At 46.8% G+C, this 18460-nt stretch carries 18 protein-coding genes; 17 read left to right on the top strand and 1 reads right to left on the bottom strand.

Annotated elements, in window-relative coordinates; genetic code table 11:
- Nucleotides 1–16: 16 nt before the first annotated feature.
- The 6 genes from dnaK (at nucleotide 17) to deoC (ending at nucleotide 7411) form a co-directional block, all read left to right on the top strand.
- Nucleotides 17–1846, top strand: a complete 1830-nt coding sequence (dnaK, locus tag RBB45_RS00935; protein WP_009796260.1) for a molecular chaperone DnaK — start codon at nucleotides 17–19, stop codon at nucleotides 1844–1846.
- A 332-nt stretch (nucleotides 1847–2178) separates the two neighbouring features.
- The gene (gene dnaJ / locus RBB45_RS00940) at nucleotides 2179–3300 is read left to right on the top strand and encodes a molecular chaperone DnaJ (RefSeq protein WP_094767031.1); all 1122 of its coding nucleotides are present in this window, start codon (nucleotides 2179–2181) and stop codon (nucleotides 3298–3300) included.
- A 21-nt stretch (nucleotides 3301–3321) separates the two neighbouring features.
- Nucleotides 3322–4260 carry a 50S ribosomal protein L11 methyltransferase gene (prmA, locus tag RBB45_RS00945; RefSeq protein WP_101550344.1) on the top strand — a complete coding sequence of 313 codons (939 nt, stop codon included), beginning with the start codon at nucleotides 3322–3324 and terminating at the stop codon, nucleotides 4258–4260.
- A 143-nt stretch (nucleotides 4261–4403) separates the two neighbouring features.
- Nucleotides 4404–5150 (top strand): 16S rRNA (uracil(1498)-N(3))-methyltransferase, encoded by a 747-nt coding sequence (locus RBB45_RS00950; RefSeq protein WP_009791385.1) that lies wholly within the window; start codon nucleotides 4404–4406, stop codon nucleotides 5148–5150.
- Between the two features lie 5 nt (nucleotides 5151–5155).
- Nucleotides 5156–6508 (top strand): tRNA (N(6)-L-threonylcarbamoyladenosine(37)-C(2))-methylthiotransferase MtaB, encoded by a 1353-nt coding sequence (gene mtaB, locus RBB45_RS00955; protein ID WP_009791386.1) that lies wholly within the window; start codon nucleotides 5156–5158, stop codon nucleotides 6506–6508.
- Nucleotides 6509–6739: 231 nt separating this feature from the next.
- The gene (gene deoC, locus RBB45_RS00960; RefSeq protein ID WP_224951537.1) at nucleotides 6740–7411 is read left to right on the top strand and encodes a deoxyribose-phosphate aldolase; all 672 of its coding nucleotides are present in this window, start codon (nucleotides 6740–6742) and stop codon (nucleotides 7409–7411) included.
- Between the two features lie 49 nt (nucleotides 7412–7460).
- Here deoC and RBB45_RS00965 read toward each other — a convergent pair whose 3' ends face one another.
- The gene (locus RBB45_RS00965; protein ID WP_148949015.1) at nucleotides 7461–8381 is read right to left on the bottom strand and encodes a Na/Pi symporter; all 921 of its coding nucleotides are present in this window, start codon (nucleotides 8379–8381) and stop codon (nucleotides 7461–7463) included.
- Between the two features lie 243 nt (nucleotides 8382–8624).
- Here RBB45_RS00965 and rpsU point away from each other — a divergent pair, with 243 nt between their 5' ends.
- The 11 genes from rpsU (at nucleotide 8625) to RBB45_RS01020 (ending at nucleotide 18183) form a co-directional block, all read left to right on the top strand.
- A complete protein-coding gene (gene rpsU, locus RBB45_RS00970; RefSeq protein ID WP_009791389.1) occupies nucleotides 8625–8798 on the top strand; it encodes a 30S ribosomal protein S21 in 174 nt (57 codons plus the stop codon).
- 17 nt (nucleotides 8799–8815) lie between these two features.
- On the top strand, nucleotides 8816–9259 hold the full coding sequence (locus tag RBB45_RS00975) for a GatB/YqeY domain-containing protein (protein ID WP_009791390.1): 444 nt from the start codon (nucleotides 8816–8818) through the stop codon (nucleotides 9257–9259).
- 225 nt (nucleotides 9260–9484) lie between these two features.
- The gene (locus RBB45_RS00980) at nucleotides 9485–10825 is read left to right on the top strand and encodes an NfeD family protein (RefSeq protein ID WP_094767035.1); all 1341 of its coding nucleotides are present in this window, start codon (nucleotides 9485–9487) and stop codon (nucleotides 10823–10825) included.
- A gap of 51 nt (nucleotides 10826–10876) precedes the next feature.
- Complete coding sequence (gene floA, locus RBB45_RS00985) at nucleotides 10877–11875, top strand: flotillin-like protein FloA (protein WP_009791392.1); 999 nt, start codon at nucleotides 10877–10879, stop codon at nucleotides 11873–11875.
- Between the two features lie 35 nt (nucleotides 11876–11910).
- Nucleotides 11911–12378: a hypothetical protein gene (locus RBB45_RS00990; RefSeq protein WP_306009022.1), complete on the top strand. Its 468-nt coding sequence runs from the start codon at nucleotides 11911–11913 to the stop codon at nucleotides 12376–12378.
- An 82-nt stretch (nucleotides 12379–12460) separates the two neighbouring features.
- Nucleotides 12461–12745, top strand: coding sequence for a sporulation protein YqfC (yqfC, locus tag RBB45_RS00995; protein WP_022544206.1), 285 nt, complete (start codon nucleotides 12461–12463; stop codon nucleotides 12743–12745).
- A gap of 70 nt (nucleotides 12746–12815) precedes the next feature.
- Nucleotides 12816–14009 (top strand): sporulation protein YqfD, encoded by a 1194-nt coding sequence (gene yqfD, locus RBB45_RS01000; RefSeq protein WP_129612072.1) that lies wholly within the window; start codon nucleotides 12816–12818, stop codon nucleotides 14007–14009.
- A complete protein-coding gene (locus RBB45_RS01005) occupies nucleotides 14006–14968 on the top strand; it encodes a PhoH family protein (RefSeq protein ID WP_129612071.1) in 963 nt (320 codons plus the stop codon). Before yqfD ends, RBB45_RS01005 begins: the two co-directional genes overlap by 4 nt.
- 194 nt (nucleotides 14969–15162) lie before the next feature.
- Complete coding sequence (locus RBB45_RS01010; RefSeq protein WP_101550337.1) at nucleotides 15163–17343, top strand: HD family phosphohydrolase; 2181 nt, start codon at nucleotides 15163–15165, stop codon at nucleotides 17341–17343.
- Complete coding sequence (gene ybeY / locus RBB45_RS01015; protein ID WP_009791398.1) at nucleotides 17340–17810, top strand: rRNA maturation RNase YbeY; 471 nt, start codon at nucleotides 17340–17342, stop codon at nucleotides 17808–17810. The genes RBB45_RS01010 and ybeY overlap by 4 nt, the downstream gene beginning before the upstream one ends.
- Nucleotides 17788–18183, top strand: coding sequence for a diacylglycerol kinase family protein (locus RBB45_RS01020; RefSeq protein WP_224951532.1), 396 nt, complete (start codon nucleotides 17788–17790; stop codon nucleotides 18181–18183). The genes ybeY and RBB45_RS01020 overlap by 23 nt, the downstream gene beginning before the upstream one ends.
- Nucleotides 18184–18460: the final 277 nt, after the last annotated feature.

Genomic DNA, 18460 nt, shown 5'->3' on the forward strand with positions numbered 1-18460 from the left:
TCGGGAGGTAAGGAACATGAGCAAAATCATTGGCATTGACTTGGGTACTACAAACTCATGTGTATCCGTTCTAGAAGGCGGAGAGCCTAAAGTAATTCCGAATCCGGAAGGAAACCGTACAACTCCATCAGTTGTCGCATTCAAAAACGGCGAACGCCAGGTTGGCGAGGTAGCTAAGCGCCAATCCATTACAAATCCAAACACGATCATTTCTGTTAAACGCCATATGGGTACAGACCATAAAGTGGAAGCAGAAGGCAAGGAATATACGCCGCAGGAAATGTCTGCTATCATCCTTCAGTATCTTAAAGGCTATGCAGAAGATTATCTTGGTGAAAAGGTTGAGAAAGCTGTTATCACAGTTCCAGCATATTTCAATGATGCTGAACGCCAGGCGACAAAAGATGCAGGCAGGATTGCCGGCCTGGAAGTAGAGCGCATCATCAACGAGCCTACAGCAGCGGCTCTTGCATACGGTCTTGACAAAATGGACGAAGACCAGACAATCCTTGTTTATGACCTTGGCGGCGGTACATTTGATGTATCCATCCTCGAGCTTGGCGACGGAGTTTTTGAAGTTAAATCAACTGCCGGCGACAACCGTCTCGGAGGGGATGACTTCGACCAGGTAGTCATTGATTATCTAGTAGAACAGTTCAAAAAAGAAAACGGCATCGACCTTTCAAAAGACAAAATGGCGCTTCAGCGCTTGAAAGATGCAGCTGAAAAAGCAAAGAAAGATTTGTCCGGCGTCACTTCTACACAAATCTCCCTTCCGTTCATCACTGCAGGGGATGCAGGTCCTCTTCACCTGGAGGTTACACTGTCCAGAGCGAAGTTTGATGAACTGTCAGCGGGCCTTGTAGAACGTACAATGGGACCTACGCGCCAGGCGCTCAAAGATGCAGGGCTTTCTCCATCAGAAATTGATAAGGTCATCCTTGTCGGCGGTTCAACCCGTATTCCTGCAGTTCAGGAAGCAATCAAGAAGGAAGTTGGAAAAGACCCTCATAGAGGCGTAAATCCTGATGAAGTTGTTGCTATGGGCGCAGCGATCCAGGGCGGAGTCATTTCCGGAGATGTTAAAGATGTAGTCCTATTGGATGTAACGCCATTATCACTTGGAATCGAAACAATGGGCGGAGTGTTCACAAAGCTAATCGAACGCAACACAACAATCCCGACTTCCAAGTCCCAGGTATTTTCTACAGCGGCTGACAGCCAGACTGCTGTTGACATTCATGTGCTTCAGGGTGAACGCCCAATGGCAGCTGACAATAAAACTCTTGGCCGCTTCCAATTGACTGATATCCCGCCGGCACCGCGCGGCATACCTCAAATCGAAGTATCCTTCGATATTGACAAAAACGGCATCGTCAATGTACGCGCCAAAGATCTTGGAACAAACAAAGAGCAGACAATTACAATTAAATCTTCCACAGGCCTTTCTGACGATGAAATCCAGCAAATGGTCAGGGCAGCAGAAGAAAATGCAGAAGCAGATAAAAAGCGCAAAGAAGAAGTGGAGCTTCGCAATGAGGCAGACCAGCTAGTCTTCACAACTGAAAAAACTTTAAAGGATCTTGAAGGCAAGGTGGATGAAGCGGAAGTTGCGAAAGCGAACGAAGCTAAGGATGCACTGAAGGCGGCAATCGAAAAGAACGAGCTGGAAGAGATCCGCACTGCAAAGGATGCCCTTCAGGAAATCGTGCAAAATCTTTCTATGAAGCTCTACGAAGAAGCAGCGAAGCAGGCTCAGGCAGCTCAGGGTGCTGAAGGCCAAGGCGGAGATGACAATGTCGTGGACGCAGAATTCGAAGAAGTAAACGACGACGACAAAAAATAATAGCAGGCAGCAGGATATAAAAGTCAAAGTCAGGTTCCACTTGACTTTGGCTTTTTTTCTTAATCTGGAGCAGTGATTAGGCCAGGTGATTAGCCTGCGTTCCTTATTAGGGCAAGCGCCCTCCGCTTTTAGTTTATCCAGCTCCGGCGGCTAGGCCCTCGAAGTCTTAAGCCAAGCAGATCAGAAGGTTAAAGAACAACCTTCCGCTCTTCCTTGTCTTAAGCTTGTCGGGCCTGAACAAGCCGCCTCCGCTTTTAGTTTAACTATTGCACTTTTTCTTTATAGAGTGATACAATAATCTTTATGTGAAATGACCGGGGAGTGTGAAATTCATGAGCAAACGGGATTATTATGAGGTCCTGGGGGTCAGCAAAAGTGCCAGCAAGGATGAAATAAAGAAATCCTACCGCAAGCTTTCAAAAAAGTATCATCCTGATATTAATAAAGAAGCGGACGCAGATGAGAAATTCAAGGAAGTAAAAGAAGCATACGAAGTTTTGAGTGATGATCAGAAACGCGCCCACTATGACCAGTTTGGCCATACAGATCCCAACCAGGGCTTTGGAGGAGGAGATTTCGGAGGCGGATTCGGCGGATTCGAAGATATCTTCAGTACTTTCTTCGGAGGCGGTGGAAGGAGAAGGGATCCGAATGCACCAAGGCAGGGGGCCGATCTTCAATATACAATGTCCCTTTCTTTTGAAGAAGCGGTATTCGGAAAAGAAACTGATATTGAAATACCGAGGGAAGAAACATGCGAGACTTGCGACGGTTCAGGGGCCAAGCCTGGCACTAAGCCTGAAACTTGCCGGCATTGCCATGGCTCCGGCCAGCTGAATGTTGAGCAGAATACGCCGTTCGGCAAGATTGTCAACAGAAGGGTCTGCCAGTACTGCAGCGGCACAGGCAAAGAAATCAAAGAAAAATGCCAAACTTGCGGCGGCACAGGCAAAGTGACCAAGCGGAAGAAGATCCATGTAAAAATTCCGGCCGGCATTGATGACGGACAGCAGCTGCGCGTGACCGGACAAGGGGAACCAGGAATTAACGGCGGTCCTCCAGGAGATCTATATGTAGTATTCCATGTCAGGGGCCATGAATTCTTTGAACGCGAAGCTGACGATATTTACTGTGAAATGCCAATCACTTTTGTCCAGGCAGCACTTGGTGATGAGATCGAGGTGCCGACCCTTCACGGAAAAGTGAAACTGAAGGTTCCTGCCGGGACTCAGACAGGCACCCGCTTCCGCCTGAAAGGAAAAGGCGTGCCGAATGTGAGGGGCTATGGAAATGGCGACCAGCACATACTTGTGCGGATTGTCACGCCGACAAAACTGACAGAAAAACAGAAACAGCTTCTGCAGGAGTTTGGCGAAGTGAGCGGCCAAGTGCCGCAGGGTGAACAGGAAGAAAGCTTTTTCGCAAAGGTAAAAAGAGCCTTTAAGGGTGAATAAAGGAATGGGAGTTGGTAGAGAATGAAATGGTCAGAAATCAGCATTCATACAACAAATGAGGCGATTGAACCGATTTCAAACATTTTGCATGAAGCCGGAGCAAGCGGAGTAGTCATTGAGGATCCGTTTGATTTGATTAAAGACAGAGAAGATCAATTCGGTGAAATCTACCAGCTCAATCCGCAAGATTACCCAGAGGAAGGCGTTATTGTGAAAGCCTATCTTCCGGTCAACAGCTTCCTGGGCGAGACGGTGGATGAAATTAAGGAAGCCATCAATGGCCTTATCCTTTACAATATTGATATCGGGCTTAATAAAGTGACGATCAGTGAAGTGAACGAAGAGGAATGGGCCACTGCCTGGAAAAAATATTATAATCCTGTTAAAATATCTGAACGGTTCACCATTGTGCCGACCTGGGAGGATTATACGCCTGTAAGCAGCGATGAATTGATTATCGAGCTTGATCCGGGCATGGCTTTTGGCACCGGGACACATCCGACGACAGTCATGTGCATCCAGGCGCTGGAGCGTACGGTGGCACAAGGGGACAGAGTCGTTGACGTCGGAACCGGTTCAGGTGTGCTCAGCATTGCTGCTGCCATGCTCGGGGCGGAAAAAGTGGAAGCACTTGATCTTGACGAAGTGGCTGTTAAGTCTGCAAGGCTTAACATTAAGCTGAATAAGGTGCATGAGATTGTAAGTGTTTCGCAGAACAACCTGTTAAACGGAGTGCAGGAAGGGGCCGATGTCGTAGTTGCCAATATTCTTGCCGAGGTCATCCTGCGCTTTACAGATGAAGTGGCCAAAACGGTGAAAAAAGGCGGACGCTTCATTGCATCTGGCATCATTCAGCAGAAAAAGCAGCAGGTCAAAGAGGCAATCATCCAGGCCGGGTTCGAAATTGAAGAAATCCTGCAGATGGAAGACTGGGTCGCCATCATTGCCAAAAATAAATAAGACAAATATTTGACTGGACGGGAAAAACGGGAGTACTTGAAGCTGGGATATACCCCATGTCCTTCAAAATCCCTTTTTTCCGTTTGGCGGATTTGCAGCAGCCATACGGCATTTGCAATAAGGAAAGGTAGGCAGGTGCAGCCATGCAGCGATATTTTACAAATCGGGATAAGGATGGCAGATTCATCATAGCAGGCGACGATTTCCACCATATTACAAGGGTCATGCGCATGAAGGAAGGGGACAGCATTATTTGTGCCGTCCGCGGCGGCAGGAGTGCGGTATGCCGGATTGAAGAAATTACCGATGAACAAGTGATTGCGGAAGTAGTACAATGGAAGGAAGCGAGCTCAGAGCTTCCAATCAAAGCTGCAATAGCGAGCGGATTGCCTAAAGGGGATAAGCTTGAGCTGATCATCCAAAAGGGGACAGAGCTTGGAGCTTCAGTGTTTATCCCTTTTACTGCAGCCCGTTCGATTGTAAAATGGGATGAGAAGAAAGCGGGAAAGAAAACAGAACGCTGGCAGAAAATCGCCAAAGAAGCGGCTGAGCAGTCTCATAGAGATTTGCAGCCTGATGTGCTCCAGCCTGTGAGCATGAAAGAGCTGATAGACCTGGGCAAGGGCTATGACCGTAAAGTGATTGCCTATGAAGAAGATGCCAAAGACGGGGAAAGCTCTGCTTTTGCATCTCTTTTGTCGGGCATGGAAAAGGGGCAGTCCCTTCTCATGGTGTTTGGCCCGGAAGGCGGCCTCTCGGAAAAGGAAGTTGCACTCTTAAAGGACAATGGATTTTTGTCATGCGGACTTGGCCCGAGGATATTGCGTACTGAAACAGCGCCGCTATATGCGCTTGCGGCTGTTTCTTATCATTTTGAACTAATGAGGTGAATACAATGGCAACAGTTGCTTTTCATACACTTGGCTGTAAGGTGAATCATTATGAAACAGAAGCAATCTGGCAATTGTTTAAGCAAGAAGGCTACGAACGGACAGATTTTGAATCTGCATCCGATGTATATATAATCAATACCTGTACAGTAACAAACACAGGTGATAAAAAAAGCCGCCAGGTCATCAGAAGGGCGATCAGGAAGAATCCTGATGCTGTAATCTGTGTAACAGGCTGCTACGCCCAGACCTCGCCTGCAGAAATAATGGCCATACCTGGTGTGGATATCGTCGTGGGTACACAGGACAGGGTCAAGATGCTGGAGTATATCGAACAGTATAAACAAGAACGCCAGCCGATCAATGCTGTCGGAAATATTATGAAAAACCGTGTGTACGAAGAACTGGATGTTCCTGCCTTCACGGACAGGACACGCGCTTCCCTGAAAATTCAGGAAGGCTGCAATAACTTCTGTACATTCTGCATCATCCCGTGGGCACGGGGCTTGATGAGATCCCGCGATCCGCAGGAAGTCATCCGCCAGGCGCAGCAGCTTGTCGATGCAGGCTATAAGGAAATTGTCCTGACCGGCATCCACACAGGCGGCTATGGAGAAGACATGAAGGATTACAATCTTGCCATGCTGCTAAGGGATCTCGAGGCACAGGTAAAAGGCCTGAAGCGTCTTCGCATTTCCTCTATCGAAGCAAGCCAGATCACTGATGAAGTGATTGAGGTGATGGACAAGTCTGAAGTGGTCGTAAGGCACCTGCATATTCCTCTGCAGTCAGGCTCTAATACTGTACTTAAGAGAATGAGAAGAAAGTACACAATGGAATTCTTTGCAGAGCGCCTTGACCGCCTAAAAGAGGCGCTTCCCGGCCTTGCCGTCACATCTGACGTTATTGTCGGCTTCCCTGGTGAAACCGAAGAAGAGTTTATGGAAACCTACAATTTTATCAAAGAGCATAAATTCTCGGAGCTGCATGTGTTCCCTTATTCAAAAAGGACCGGTACACCTGCAGCCCGGATGGAAGACCAGATTGATGAGGAAATTAAGAATGAGCGGGTGCACCGCCTTATTTCCCTTTCCGATCAGCTGGCAAAGGAATATGCATCACAGTTTGAAAATGAGGTGCTTGAAGTCATTCCTGAGGAAATTTACAAGGAAGATCCTGAGAGCGGGCTTTATGTCGGGTATACTGACAACTACCTGAAAGTCGTATTCCCAGCATCAGAAGAGATGGTAGGGAAAATCGTGAAAGTCAAGATATCCAAGGCAGGCTATCCTTTTAATGAAGGACAGTTTGTCCGGGTCGTTGACGAGGATGCTGTATACGAAGAAGCGGCTGTCTAAGTATGTGATAAAAAAGAATGGGGAGTATTCCCCATTCTTTTTTTTGTCAAAAATCGGCCGGAGGATTCTTCGGTCTACATATTTCCCTTTTAATATAGAAAAAATAGACGGGATGAAGAAAACGATTGCAAAAAACGATTAAAACCCATAATTTCAGCTACTTTTTTCGATAAGACAATGGTATGATGTAGAGGTACGGACAACTTGTTTGTTGAAAGGAGAACCATTGATATGGCAACTAATGTAGCAAAAATGATCGATCATACATTATTGAAAGCAGATGCGACAAAAGAACAGATTGAGGTACTTTGTTCAGAAGCTAAAGAATACAGTTTCGCGTCTGTCTGTGTTAACCCTGCGTGGGTCAGCTACGCGAGTGAACTGCTGGAGGGTTCAGGCGTAGATGTCTGCACTGTCATCGGCTTTCCGCTGGGGGCGTCAACACCTGAGGTAAAAGCATTTGAAACTAAAAATGCCATTGAGAACGGCGCAACTGAAGTAGATATGGTTATTAATATCGGTGCATTAAAGAGCGGCAGCAGTGATCTTGTAGAAGCAGATATCCGTGCAGTCGTTGAGGTGGCAAAAGGGAAGGCACTTACAAAGGTCATTATTGAAACATCCCTCCTTACAGAGGAAGAGAAGGTCCTGGCATGTGAGCTGGCTATAAAAGCAGGCACAGATTTTGTTAAAACTTCTACAGGTTTTTCTACTGGGGGCGCAACCGTTGAAGATATCAGGCTGATGAGAAAAACAGTCGGTCCTGAAATCGGTGTTAAAGCATCAGGCGGTGTCCGCAGCACCGAAGATGCTCAGCAGATGATTGAAGCAGGAGCTACAAGAATCGGTGCAAGCTCCGGAGTGGCGATCGTTAATGGATTAACGAGCGATTCAGATTACTGATTACTAAATGGAAAAGACAGGTAAGCATCAATTGCTGGCCTGTCTTTTTTTATTTGTCATGGATCTTCATAATTAACCTTCCAAAATGTTCAGCAAACGGCAGTACCATTAAAGAAGTGAGCACATTGAATAATACACTCACATGTGCCAGCTGGACATCCGGTTCGGCCGCTGCCCATTCGCCGAATGAGGAAAGGGAGGCTATGAAAGGGAGGAAAAGGGCTGCTCCCGCTATATTCAGCCAGATATGTGCAAAGGCAGTGAGGCGCGCCTCCTTCCCTGCGCCAATGGATGCAAGATAGGCAGTGAGGCAGGTCCCGATATTGGCTCCGAGCATAAAGGCTATGCCTGTATCCAATTCTATGATCCCGCCGTTCAGAAACCCCATGATGATCCCCACAGCCGCAGTGCTGGATTGGATGATCGCTGTCAGCACCATGCCAACTGCCGCACCGGTCAGATGGCTGTTCTCCATAAGCCCGAGAATATCGGTCAGAAAAGGGACACCCTGCAGCGGGGAAGCTAGAAATTCAAAGCCCTTCATCGAGGAAAGTACAATGGAGATGCCAAGGATTCCCATGCCAATATGCTTCAGTGCCTTTCTGCCAAATAAGATAAGGCAAGACCCGGCTGCTGCCAGGGGGATGATGAGAGACTCGATATTGAAGGTGATGAATTCTGTTGTAAACGTCGTTCCAATATTTGTTCCCAAGATGATGCCGATCGATTGGGGGAAGGTCAGGATCCGGGCGGAAATAAGGCCGATAGTCAACACCATAACAGCAGAGCTGCTTTGCAGGACAGCAGTAATCAGCATTCCTGCCAGCATCCCCTGCCAGGGGAAATGGGTGTAAGCGGCGATCTTCCGCTTGAATGAATCACCGGAAAGTCCGTATAACCCTGATCTTAACAGTGCCATTCCGTATATGAAAAAAATAATCAACAATAAAAACAGGATAATCAGCAGCATGCGTTCTCACTCCTTCATTTAAACTCTATGAAGGAATGGGACTGGACATGCCTTGCGAAAAGGGTTTAATTTTACCGCTTCTATGGTAAATTAAATGAAAGGACAGAGCCTGCAAAAAAAAAACTGCACCTGCCCGTGATGAATTACAGTTGACCTTGTATCACTGTTATATTATAATTGCAAGGTACATGGAAATCTATGTTTCTGATGTAAGTGTGTTGTGCTCGGAGGGAGGGAAAGAGAATGTCTAAAACAGTCGTTAAAAAGAACGAATCGCTTGAAGATGCTCTTCGTCGCTTCAAACGTTCTGTATCTAAAACAGGTACTTTACAAGAGGCGAGAAAGCGCGAATTCTACGAAAAACCTAGTGTAAAGCGCAAGAAGAAGTCCGAAGCTGCTAGAAAACGTAAGTTCTAAGAGAGGGTGTATCAACTATGAGTCTTCTCGAGCGTTTAAATGATGATATGAAACAAGCGATGAAAAACAAAGAAAAAGATAAACTCACTGTCATTCGGATGATTAAAGCATCTCTGCAGAATGAAGCCATCAAGCTTGGCGGAGAGCTTAACGAAGAGCAGGAGTTAACTGTCCTTTCTCGCGAAGTGAAACAACGCAAGGACTCCCTCCATGAATTTGAAAAAGCAGGTCGTGAAGACCTTGTTGAAAAATTGCGGAACGAATTGATATTCGTCGAGCTATATATGCCCAAGCAGCTGTCTGAGGATGAAGTATCTAAGATTGTCCAGGAGACAATCGAAGAAACTGGAGCATCAGGAAAAGCCGATATGGGAAAAGTGATGTCTGCCATTATGCCTAAAGTAAAAGGCAAAGCGGACGGCTCACTTGTAAATAAACTTGTACAACAACACCTTTCATGAAAAGTATGCCAAAAGACCGCAAGCAATCTGCCTGCGGTCTTTTTATTGCTTGTGAGCGGCATACTGCAATAAATTCAGGGTACGTATGGAAGGTGTGCCGCTGTTAAAAACTATTACATAGGAAAAAATAATGCCGAAAAGAGAAAATGTGCTAAAAATGAATCTTTTTTCTTTTTAAAACGTAAGTAAAAGAAGATTAACTTTTGTTTGGGAAAGGAGGAGAAAATGGTGGCTCTCAGAAGGGCAGTCACTCTGCTGGCGTTTTTGGGCATCCTGCTGATTATGCTGATTCCCGAAAAAGGGAATGCTGATAATGAAGTGGTATACGTTGTTCCCATTGAAGAAACAGTGGAAAAAGGCCTTTATGCATTTTTGAACAGGGCTGTCAGCACCGCTGAAGAGAATGGGGCTTCTGCCATTATTTTTGAAATGGATACACCTGGGGGCGCAGTGGATGCTGCCGGGAAAATAGGCAAGCTGCTTGCGGAAACAGAATTGAAGACGGTGTCCTTTGTCAATAATCAGGCCCTGTCGGCCGGTGCCTATATCTCTTTGAATATGGATGAAATATACATGGTGCCTGGTGCTGTCATGGGATCTGCTGCCATTATCGATCAATCAGGGAACACCGCAGGAAAGAAAGCGGAATCCTATTGGCTGAGCGCAATGAAGAGTGCTGCTAACCAGTCTGGCAGGGATCCGGAGATAGCACTGGCCATGGCGGATGAGTCGGTTGATCTGCCGGAATATGGCGCCCCAAAAGGGAAGCTTCTCACTTTGACATCAGAGCAGGCAGAGCAGGCAGGGTATTCTGAAGGCACTGTTTCATCTCTTGATGAACTGCTGGACACTCTTGGCTACTCAGGGGCAGAGATCAGGAGCCTGGATGAAAGCTTTGCAGAGAAAATAGCCCGTTTTATCACCCACCCGGTTGTTGTGCCGATTCTCTTGTCTGTCGGCAGCCTGGGACTTGTGCTTGAGCTTTACTCGCCGGGATTCGGCATCCCGGGATCGATGGGACTTGCTGCCCTCCTGCTGTTTTTTTACGGCCATATGGTTGCAGGCCTGGCAGGATATGAGTCCATCGTTTTGTTTTTGGTCGGCCTGGGGCTGATCATACTGGAGTTTTTCCTTCCAGGAGGGATTGCCGGGGCAATAGGCCTTGTTTCGGTTGTAGGAAGCTTGTTTCTTGCAACTGACAACGTTGTCCATACGGCCGTATCCATTTTGATTGCCATTGGCATTTCTATTTTGGTATCCATCTTAATGATAAAGGTGTTTGGTAAAAAAATGAAATTCTTCAGGAAAATTATATTGAGCGATTCGACAAGCACTGAGAAAGGGTATATCTCAAACAAGACGCGTGCAGAGCTTATCGGTCTTGAAGGCTATGCTCTGACTGCATTAAGGCCGGCCGGGACGGCTGTGCTCGAGGATGAAAGAATCGATGTTGTCAGCGAAGGCGGTTTTATCCAGAAAGGGGCAAGGTTAAGGGTCGTAAAAGCAGAAGGCTCCCGGATTGTTGTGAGAGAAATGCTTGATATGGAAAAAAAAGCCGATCAATGAATGGACTCCCGTGGAAACAGGGATGACAAATAGATTTTAAGGAGGAACATAATGTTAGGAGAAGGAACTGTATTTATTTTAGTAGCCGTGGTTTTGGCCGTTATTCTGCTGGCGGTGCTGTTTACTTTCGTACCAGTGGCACTCTGGATTTCCGCCCTGGCGGCAGGCGTCAGGGTCAGCATCTTCACGTTGATTGGAATGAGGCTCCGCCGGGTCATCCCGAATAGGGTCATCAATCCTTTGATTAAAGCCCATAAAGCGGGTCTGGATGTTACAACAAATCAGCTTGAGAGCCATTATTTGGCCGGAGGTAATGTGGATAGGGTTGTAAACGCACTGATAGCCGCACACAGGGCCAATATTGAATTGAGCTTTGAGAGAACCGCCGCTATCGACCTTGCTGGACGTGACGTTCTGGAAGCTGTACAAATGAGTGTCAATCCTAAGGTGATTGAAACACCGTTCATTGCCGGTGTGGCAATGGATGGGATAGAAGTCAAAGCTAAAGCGCGGATCACGGTCCGGGCAAATATTGAGCGGCTTGTAGGGGGAGCCGGGGAAGAAACAATCGTAGCCCGTGTAGGTGAAGGGATTGTTTCGACTATCGGTTCTTCGGATAATCATAAGAAAGTACTTGAAAATCCTGACATGATCTCTCAGACAGTTCTGTCGAAGGGCCTTGATGCAGGCACGGCATTTGAAATCCTGTCCATTGATATCGCGGATGTGGACATCGGCAAGAATATCGGTGCTGAGCTTCAGACTGAGCAGGCGGAAGCAGATAAGAAGATCGCCCAGGCTAAGGCTGAGGAAAGGCGTGCAATGGCCGTTGCCCAGGAGCAGGAAATGAAAGCAAAAGTAGAAGAAATGAGAGCAAAGGTTGTCGAAGCAGAAGCCAAAGTCCCTCTTGCCATGTCAGAAGCTCTCCGGTCAGGTAATCTCGGGGTGATGGATTACATGAACATCCAGAATATATCTGCTGATACGGATATGAGGGGTTCAATTGGAAGAACAACAGATCCAGGCATGGATGGGAAAAATAATGACTAACTAGCCGGGAATATGCTGGGAAAGGAGGATTCTCCTTGGAATTCTTATTGGAAAATCCATTTATTCTAGTTGTGCTGATCGGCATCATCTCCTCACTTTTCAGCAAGGCAAAACGCGGCGGCACTACTGGACCGGCACAGCAGCAGGGGAATGCGGAGCCTGAACCGGGACCGTATGCCGATGCCGGGTATGAGCCGGAGGAAAAACCGGCTGTACCGGTTCAGGAAGCAGGACGGCAAACGCTCGAAAGCATGGAGTCTTATTATCAGGAAAGAAAAGTGCAGGCAGAAGAACGCGCAAGGAGGCTTTCTGAAAGGCAGGATCTGCTGGAAAGAAGGGTTCAGAATGCACGCAATGCTGCTGGAAAACCTGAGAAGAGCACTAAAGCTGAACCTGCCGGACGGGCTGCAGTAAGCCGGGAAAAGCTTGCGGACGCAATAGTCTGGTCAGAAATCCTCGGGCCCCCCCGGTCAAAGAACCCGCGCAGGCTGCACAGACGCTGAACGGGCGGCATTAACGAATAAAAAGAGTGCTAGAACCTTCTTCCATCTCATACATATGAGATGAAAGGGGGTTCTTTTTTTTATGGCTAAAAAGTGGGGACAATACATTCGCAGCTGGATGACCAACCAAATGGAGCTTCCTCAAGATGTCATGATGGATTTACCCCGGATAACAATGATTGGGCAAATTCATATATATATTGAGAACCACCGCGGACTGATTGCTTTTAGTGATAAAGAGCTCAGGCTTCTGCTCAAGCAAGGGCAGCTGCTCATCAAAGGAAGCACCTTTGTCATTAAGACCATACTCCCTGAAGAGATACTGCTGGAAGGCAAAATTGACCAGGTGCAGTATATAGACGAATAATGGCCAGCGCCATGCGGTGATTCTTTTGAACCGCAGGCCTGGCTGAAAAAGAGATCCGGAGGGAAGGAAAATGAAGAATCAATGGATTGCTTTTTATTCTGGAATAATCACTGTAAAGGCTGCGGGCTCCGGCATTGAACGGCTGATCAACTCACTGACCAGAAACGGCATCATGGTCTGGCAGGTAAAAAGGCATGGAGAGCAAGCGGTTACCTTTAAAATAAAGCTGACTGACGTAAAGCGGCTCCGTGCGTCAGTAAGGAAGAGCGGATGCAGGATTGAATTCCTTCATCGAGCCGGCCTGCCCTTTCTGCTGAAAAGAAGCCTCAAAAACAGCGGTTTTCTTTTTGGTGCCGCCTCTTTCCTTGTTATCCTGATCCTTTTGTCCAATATGGTATGGGGAATTGAAATCAAAGGGGCAGATCCTGCTACTGAATATAAAATCCGCAGGCAGCTTGACGAAATGGGCATCCGCAAAGGTAAACTTCAGTTTTTTGTTAAAAATGTAGAAGGAATCCAGCGTGAGCTATCCAACGAAGTGGATGAGATCACCTGGGTAGGTGTGGAGCTCAAGGGGACAACCTACCACTTCCAGGTGGTGGAGAAAAACGAGCCGGATAAGCCGGAGCTTTTGAGCCCAAGACACCTGGTTGCCAAAAAGAAGGCTGTGATTTTGGACATGTTCGTGGAAGAAGGCAAGCCTGTTGTCAGCATTAATGACCATGTCATCCCTGGCCAGCTTCTGGTTTCAGGCATCATCGGCCAGGACGGCCAAACACAGACAGTACCGGCAAAAGGGGAAATCTGGGGGGAGACCTGGTATAAATCCGAGGTGAAACTTCCGCTTAAGAGCACCCTCCAGGTGTTCAGCGGAGGAGAAAAAAGGAAATATTATTTTGATATAGGAAATTTTTCAATTCCTGTCTGGGGGTTTGGCAAACCGGAATTCAGTGAATATGAGATAGAAGAGAACAGAAAGGACATTAAATTCCTGAAATGGACCCTCCCTCTCGGCTTTACAAGCAGGACCATGCGGGAAAGTGAAACCGTTACAAGGATTTACTCCAATGAGGAAGCCTTTGAAGTGGCAAAAGATTTGGCCAGAAAAGATATAAAAAACAGCTTGAGTGAGGATGCTAAGATCAAGGGAGAAAAAATTTTGCACCAATCCGTAGAGAATGGTAAAGTATTTATAGCAATACATTTCCAAATTATTGAGAATATTGCAGAAGGACAATCCATTATCCAAGGAGACACAGAATGACAGAAGACTTAAAAACCATGAATGTTCATCTGGAAGATCCTAATGAAGCAATAGCACTGATCGGGAATTCGGATGCCAACCTGAAAATAATCGAACAGGAACTGAATGTGTCTGTCGTCACACGGGGAGAAACGATTTTCGTGTCCGGCGAGGCAGATGCTGTCGAGCTTGCCGGCCAAATCCTGGACAAACTCATTTATGTGATCCGCAAAGGAATCAATATCAGCGGCAGGGATGTTATGTACAGTATCCAGATGGCCAAAAAAGGCACACTTGAATATTTCAGCGACCTGTATGAAGAGGAAATAACGAAGAATGCAAAAGGCAAGTCCATTAGGGTAAAAACGCTTGGGCAGCGCCAATATATAAATTCGATTAAAACAAATGATCTGGTATTTGGAATTGGCCCTGCAGGTACAGGCAAGACCTATCTGGCTGTTGTGATGGCAGTCAATGCATTGAAAAATGGGAATGTAAAGAGAATAATCCTGACCAGGCCGGCTGTTGAAGCAGGCGAAAGCCTTGGCTTCCTTCCTGGGGATCTGAAAGAAAAGGTCGATCCTTACCTGCGGCCGCTTTACGACGCCCTGCATGACATCCTTGGCGCCGAACATACTCAAAGGCTGATCGAGAGGGGTACCATTGAAATAGCCCCCCTTGCCTATATGAGGGGCCGTACGCTTGATGATGCATTTGTCATTCTTGACGAAGCACAGAATACGACACAGGCTCAGATGAAAATGTTCCTGACCAGGCTGGGCTTCGGCTCCAAGATGGTCATCACCGGTGACCGTACACAGGTCGACCTTCCGAAGGGAGTCCGTTCCGGGCTTATTGCTTCAGAAGATATCCTGTCTGCTGTAAAAGGAATTTCCTTCTCTTACCTGGAGCAAAGCGATGTCGTCCGCCATCCGCTTGTAGCCCGGATTATTTCAGCTTACGAAAAAACAGACCAATAATAAAAACCGTCCTGGTGGGCGGTTTTTATTCTTTCTGAAAAGGCCCTGCCGGCAGGCAAACCCTCTGTTTCGCCAAGTTGATGTGAATAGAGGGTGAAACTTGACGGAAAAACTGTTATCATTTTACATAATCATAGTTCAAATTAAATGTGAGCTTATCCGGCCCTGCTTATGCCTGGATAGGAGGGGGAAGCATGGAAAAATTACAGCGCCAGTTGGCAAAGGTCAGAAACCTGTTGGATATGACATTCTTTAGAGTCGTCTTATTTCTTCTGCTCGGCATCGTACTATATGCCGCCATGTTCAGCAATGTAAAGCCCGAAAAGCTCGACATAAGCCTATTTTCTGTGGCTGAACAGACAATCCGCTCACCGATTACAATAGAAGACAAGGCGAACACCGAGAAGGAAAAGAAGGCGGCCGCCGACCAGGTGACCGATGTATACATAGTCAAAAAGGAAATCAATCAGAACCGTGTCGATCTGGTCACTTCCATATTTGATTCCGCAGCGGAAGTTAACGAAGAGATAAGCGAGGAAGCGGCACAAAGCGGTAATGAACAGGGTGATGGAGAACAGGAAACTGCATATGTTCCGCCTTCTTCTTCGGAAAAACTGAAAATGCTCAAGGAAAAGCTGACAGATAATGTGACGAAGGAAGTCTCTGATGCGGTCCTGTCACCGCTTCTGCAGGCGTCCAAGGACGAGCTTACGATTGCAAGGGACCTTACTGTAACGGCGATTAACAATGTGATGGGCAGCAAAATCCCTGCTGATGAAGTTGAAAACAGCAAAAAGAGGGTGGAGGAAGAGCTGAAATATACCAGTCTGAGCACGAATTTGAGAAGCTCGGCTATTGAGCTTGGCAGATATGCTGTCATCCAGAACGAATTTTATGACCCGGCTGCGACTGAAGAACTCAGGCAGCAGGCAGTAGAGAATGTAGAACCGGTCAAAATCCTCCAAGGCCAGATCATCGCGGAAGAGCGCCAGCTGATCAACAGGGAAATCTACAGGCAGCTGGAGCTTACAGGGCTTCTGGACAACCAGAAAAGCATACAGCCGTTTCTGGGGCTGGGCCTGATTGTAGCCATCATTCTGGCTGCACTCTATTATTACTTTTATGAGCTGAATGTTCAAAAGGAGCTGAAACAGAATTACCTCCTGCTGTTCAGCCTGATTTTCATCCTTTCGCTTTTGCTGATGAAATGCGTAAGCCTCCTGCAGCTGCTCCAGTATCCGGAAATTGGCTTTATATTTCCGGCTGCAATGGCAGCCATGCTGATCAGAATCCTGATCAATGAAAGGCTTGCCATTCTGATTACGATAGTCCTTGCCATCTGCGGAAGCGTCATGTTCAATGAAGGCACTGCCGGAACATTGAATATAAATATGGGCATCTATATCATTTGCTCAGGCTTTGCGGGTATATTATTCTTAAACAAGCAAAACAACAGGTCCAAGATTCTTCAGGCAGGACTGTTTGCAGCAGGGGTGAACCTTGTTGTGATCATCGCCCTCATGCTGCTTAGAAATACTCATTTCGAGGCGGTTGAATACAGCTTCCACTTAGTGACAGCATTGATCTCCGGTGTGGCTTCATCTGTGCTGGCCATCGGCCTGCTTCCGTTCTTTGAGGGGAGCTTTGGCATCCTTTCCGCCATGCGGCTGATTGAGCTGTCAAACCCGAACCATCCGCTGCTCCGCAAAATCCTGACTGAGGCGCCGGGGACCTACCATCATAGTGTAATGGTGGCAAATCTGGCTGAGTCAGCATGTGAAGCAATCGGGGCAAATGGCCTCCTTGCCAGGGTAGGCTGCTATTATCATGATATCGGGAAGACAAAGAGACCGCATTTTTTTATTGAGAATCAAATGAATATCGAAAACCCGCATGACAGGCTGCCGCCGCAGACAAGCAAAAATATCATTATTGCCCATGCGGTCGACGGAGCTGAAATGCTGAGAAAGCACAAAATGCCGAAGGAAATCGTCGATATTGCCGAACAGCACCATGGCACCTCTTTGCTCAAATATTTCTACCATAAGGCCAAACAAAACGGTATGGATATCAATGAAGAGGACTATCGTTATCCGGGGCCAAAAGCACAGTCAAAGGAAATCGCCGTCATCGGCATTGCCGACAGTGTCGAGGCAGCGGTCAGGTCCATGTCCAATCCGACACCTGAACAAATTGAAGGGCTTGTCAGGAATATCATCTCAGACAGGCTTCAGGATGAACAGCTGAACGAATGTGACTTAACACTGAAGGAATTGGAAATTGTTGCACACACTTTTTGTGAAACTCTAAAGGGGATCTTCCATTCCAGAATTGAATATCCAGAATCCACGAAACAGAAGGTGAAGCAAGCATGAGCTTAAATATTGATTTTTTGGATGAAACAAATGAAGTAAAAAGCAGCCATATTGAACAGGTTGAAAAGCTGCTGAATTTTGCAGCAGAAAAGGAAAATGTTGAAGCTGGTTCGGAATTGTCCGTAACCTTTGTAACGAATGACCGTATCCAGGAAATAAACAGGGAGTACCGCGATAAAGACAAACCTACCGATGTTATTTCCTTTGCCATGGAAGAGCTTGGGGAAGGAGAAACAGAAATTGCCGGGGAAGGTATTCCAAGGGTGCTCGGCGATATCATCATATCAATTCAGAGGACAGAAGAACAGGCCGGTGAATATGGACACTCTTTTGAACGCGAGCTGGGTTTCCTTGCTGTTCACGGATTCCTCCATCTTCTTGGATATGACCATGAAACAGATGAGGAAGAAAGAGAAATGTTCGGCAGACAGAAGGACATCCTTGATGAGTACGGGCTCACGCGATAAGAAGCCGGGTGCCGGGAAAGGCTTGTGGCCTGTTTTTGCTGCAGCTTTTGCCGGTATCGGCAATTCACTGAAGCAGGAAAGGAATATGAGGATTCATGCCCTTTCATCAGCTGTGGTCATTGCAGCAGGCGCCGGCTTTTCCTTAAGCCGGATCGAGTGGATGTTCATCATATTGGCCATTGCCGGGATGTTTGCGCTGGAACTGATCAACACAAGCATTGAAAGAGCTGTGGATCTGTCAACAGAAGAATGGCACCCGCTGGCAAAGCAGGCCAAGGATGCTGCAGCAGGGGCTGTGCTGGTGTTTGCTTTTGCGTCGGCAGCACTCGGTGTAATCATATTCCTCCCAAAGATATGGTCACTTTTTCAGTAGGAGCGGCTCCAGTATGCCGTTCTTTTTTAAATTAGGGAAAATAATGAAATGAAACCGTATGTACAATCAAATACTGATATTTACAAACTTGCCTGTAATTTTATAAAAGAAAAGCGGGAATAGATTTTGGGCTTTCTTGAAAACGCTGTCTGATTTGGTTAAAATGACAGAGCATGTAATGAGATAGTGTGTCCGTTTTTGGAAAATTCAAATTTTTTATTACGATTTTGCTACAATCAATGAAAATCTTGCAAAAATAAGGTAAAATATAAGAAGG

Source organism: Bacillus sp. MMSF_3328 (assembly GCF_030733525.1).
Lineage (GTDB): Bacteria > Bacillota > Bacilli > Bacillales > Cytobacillaceae > Bacillus_AB > Bacillus_AB infantis.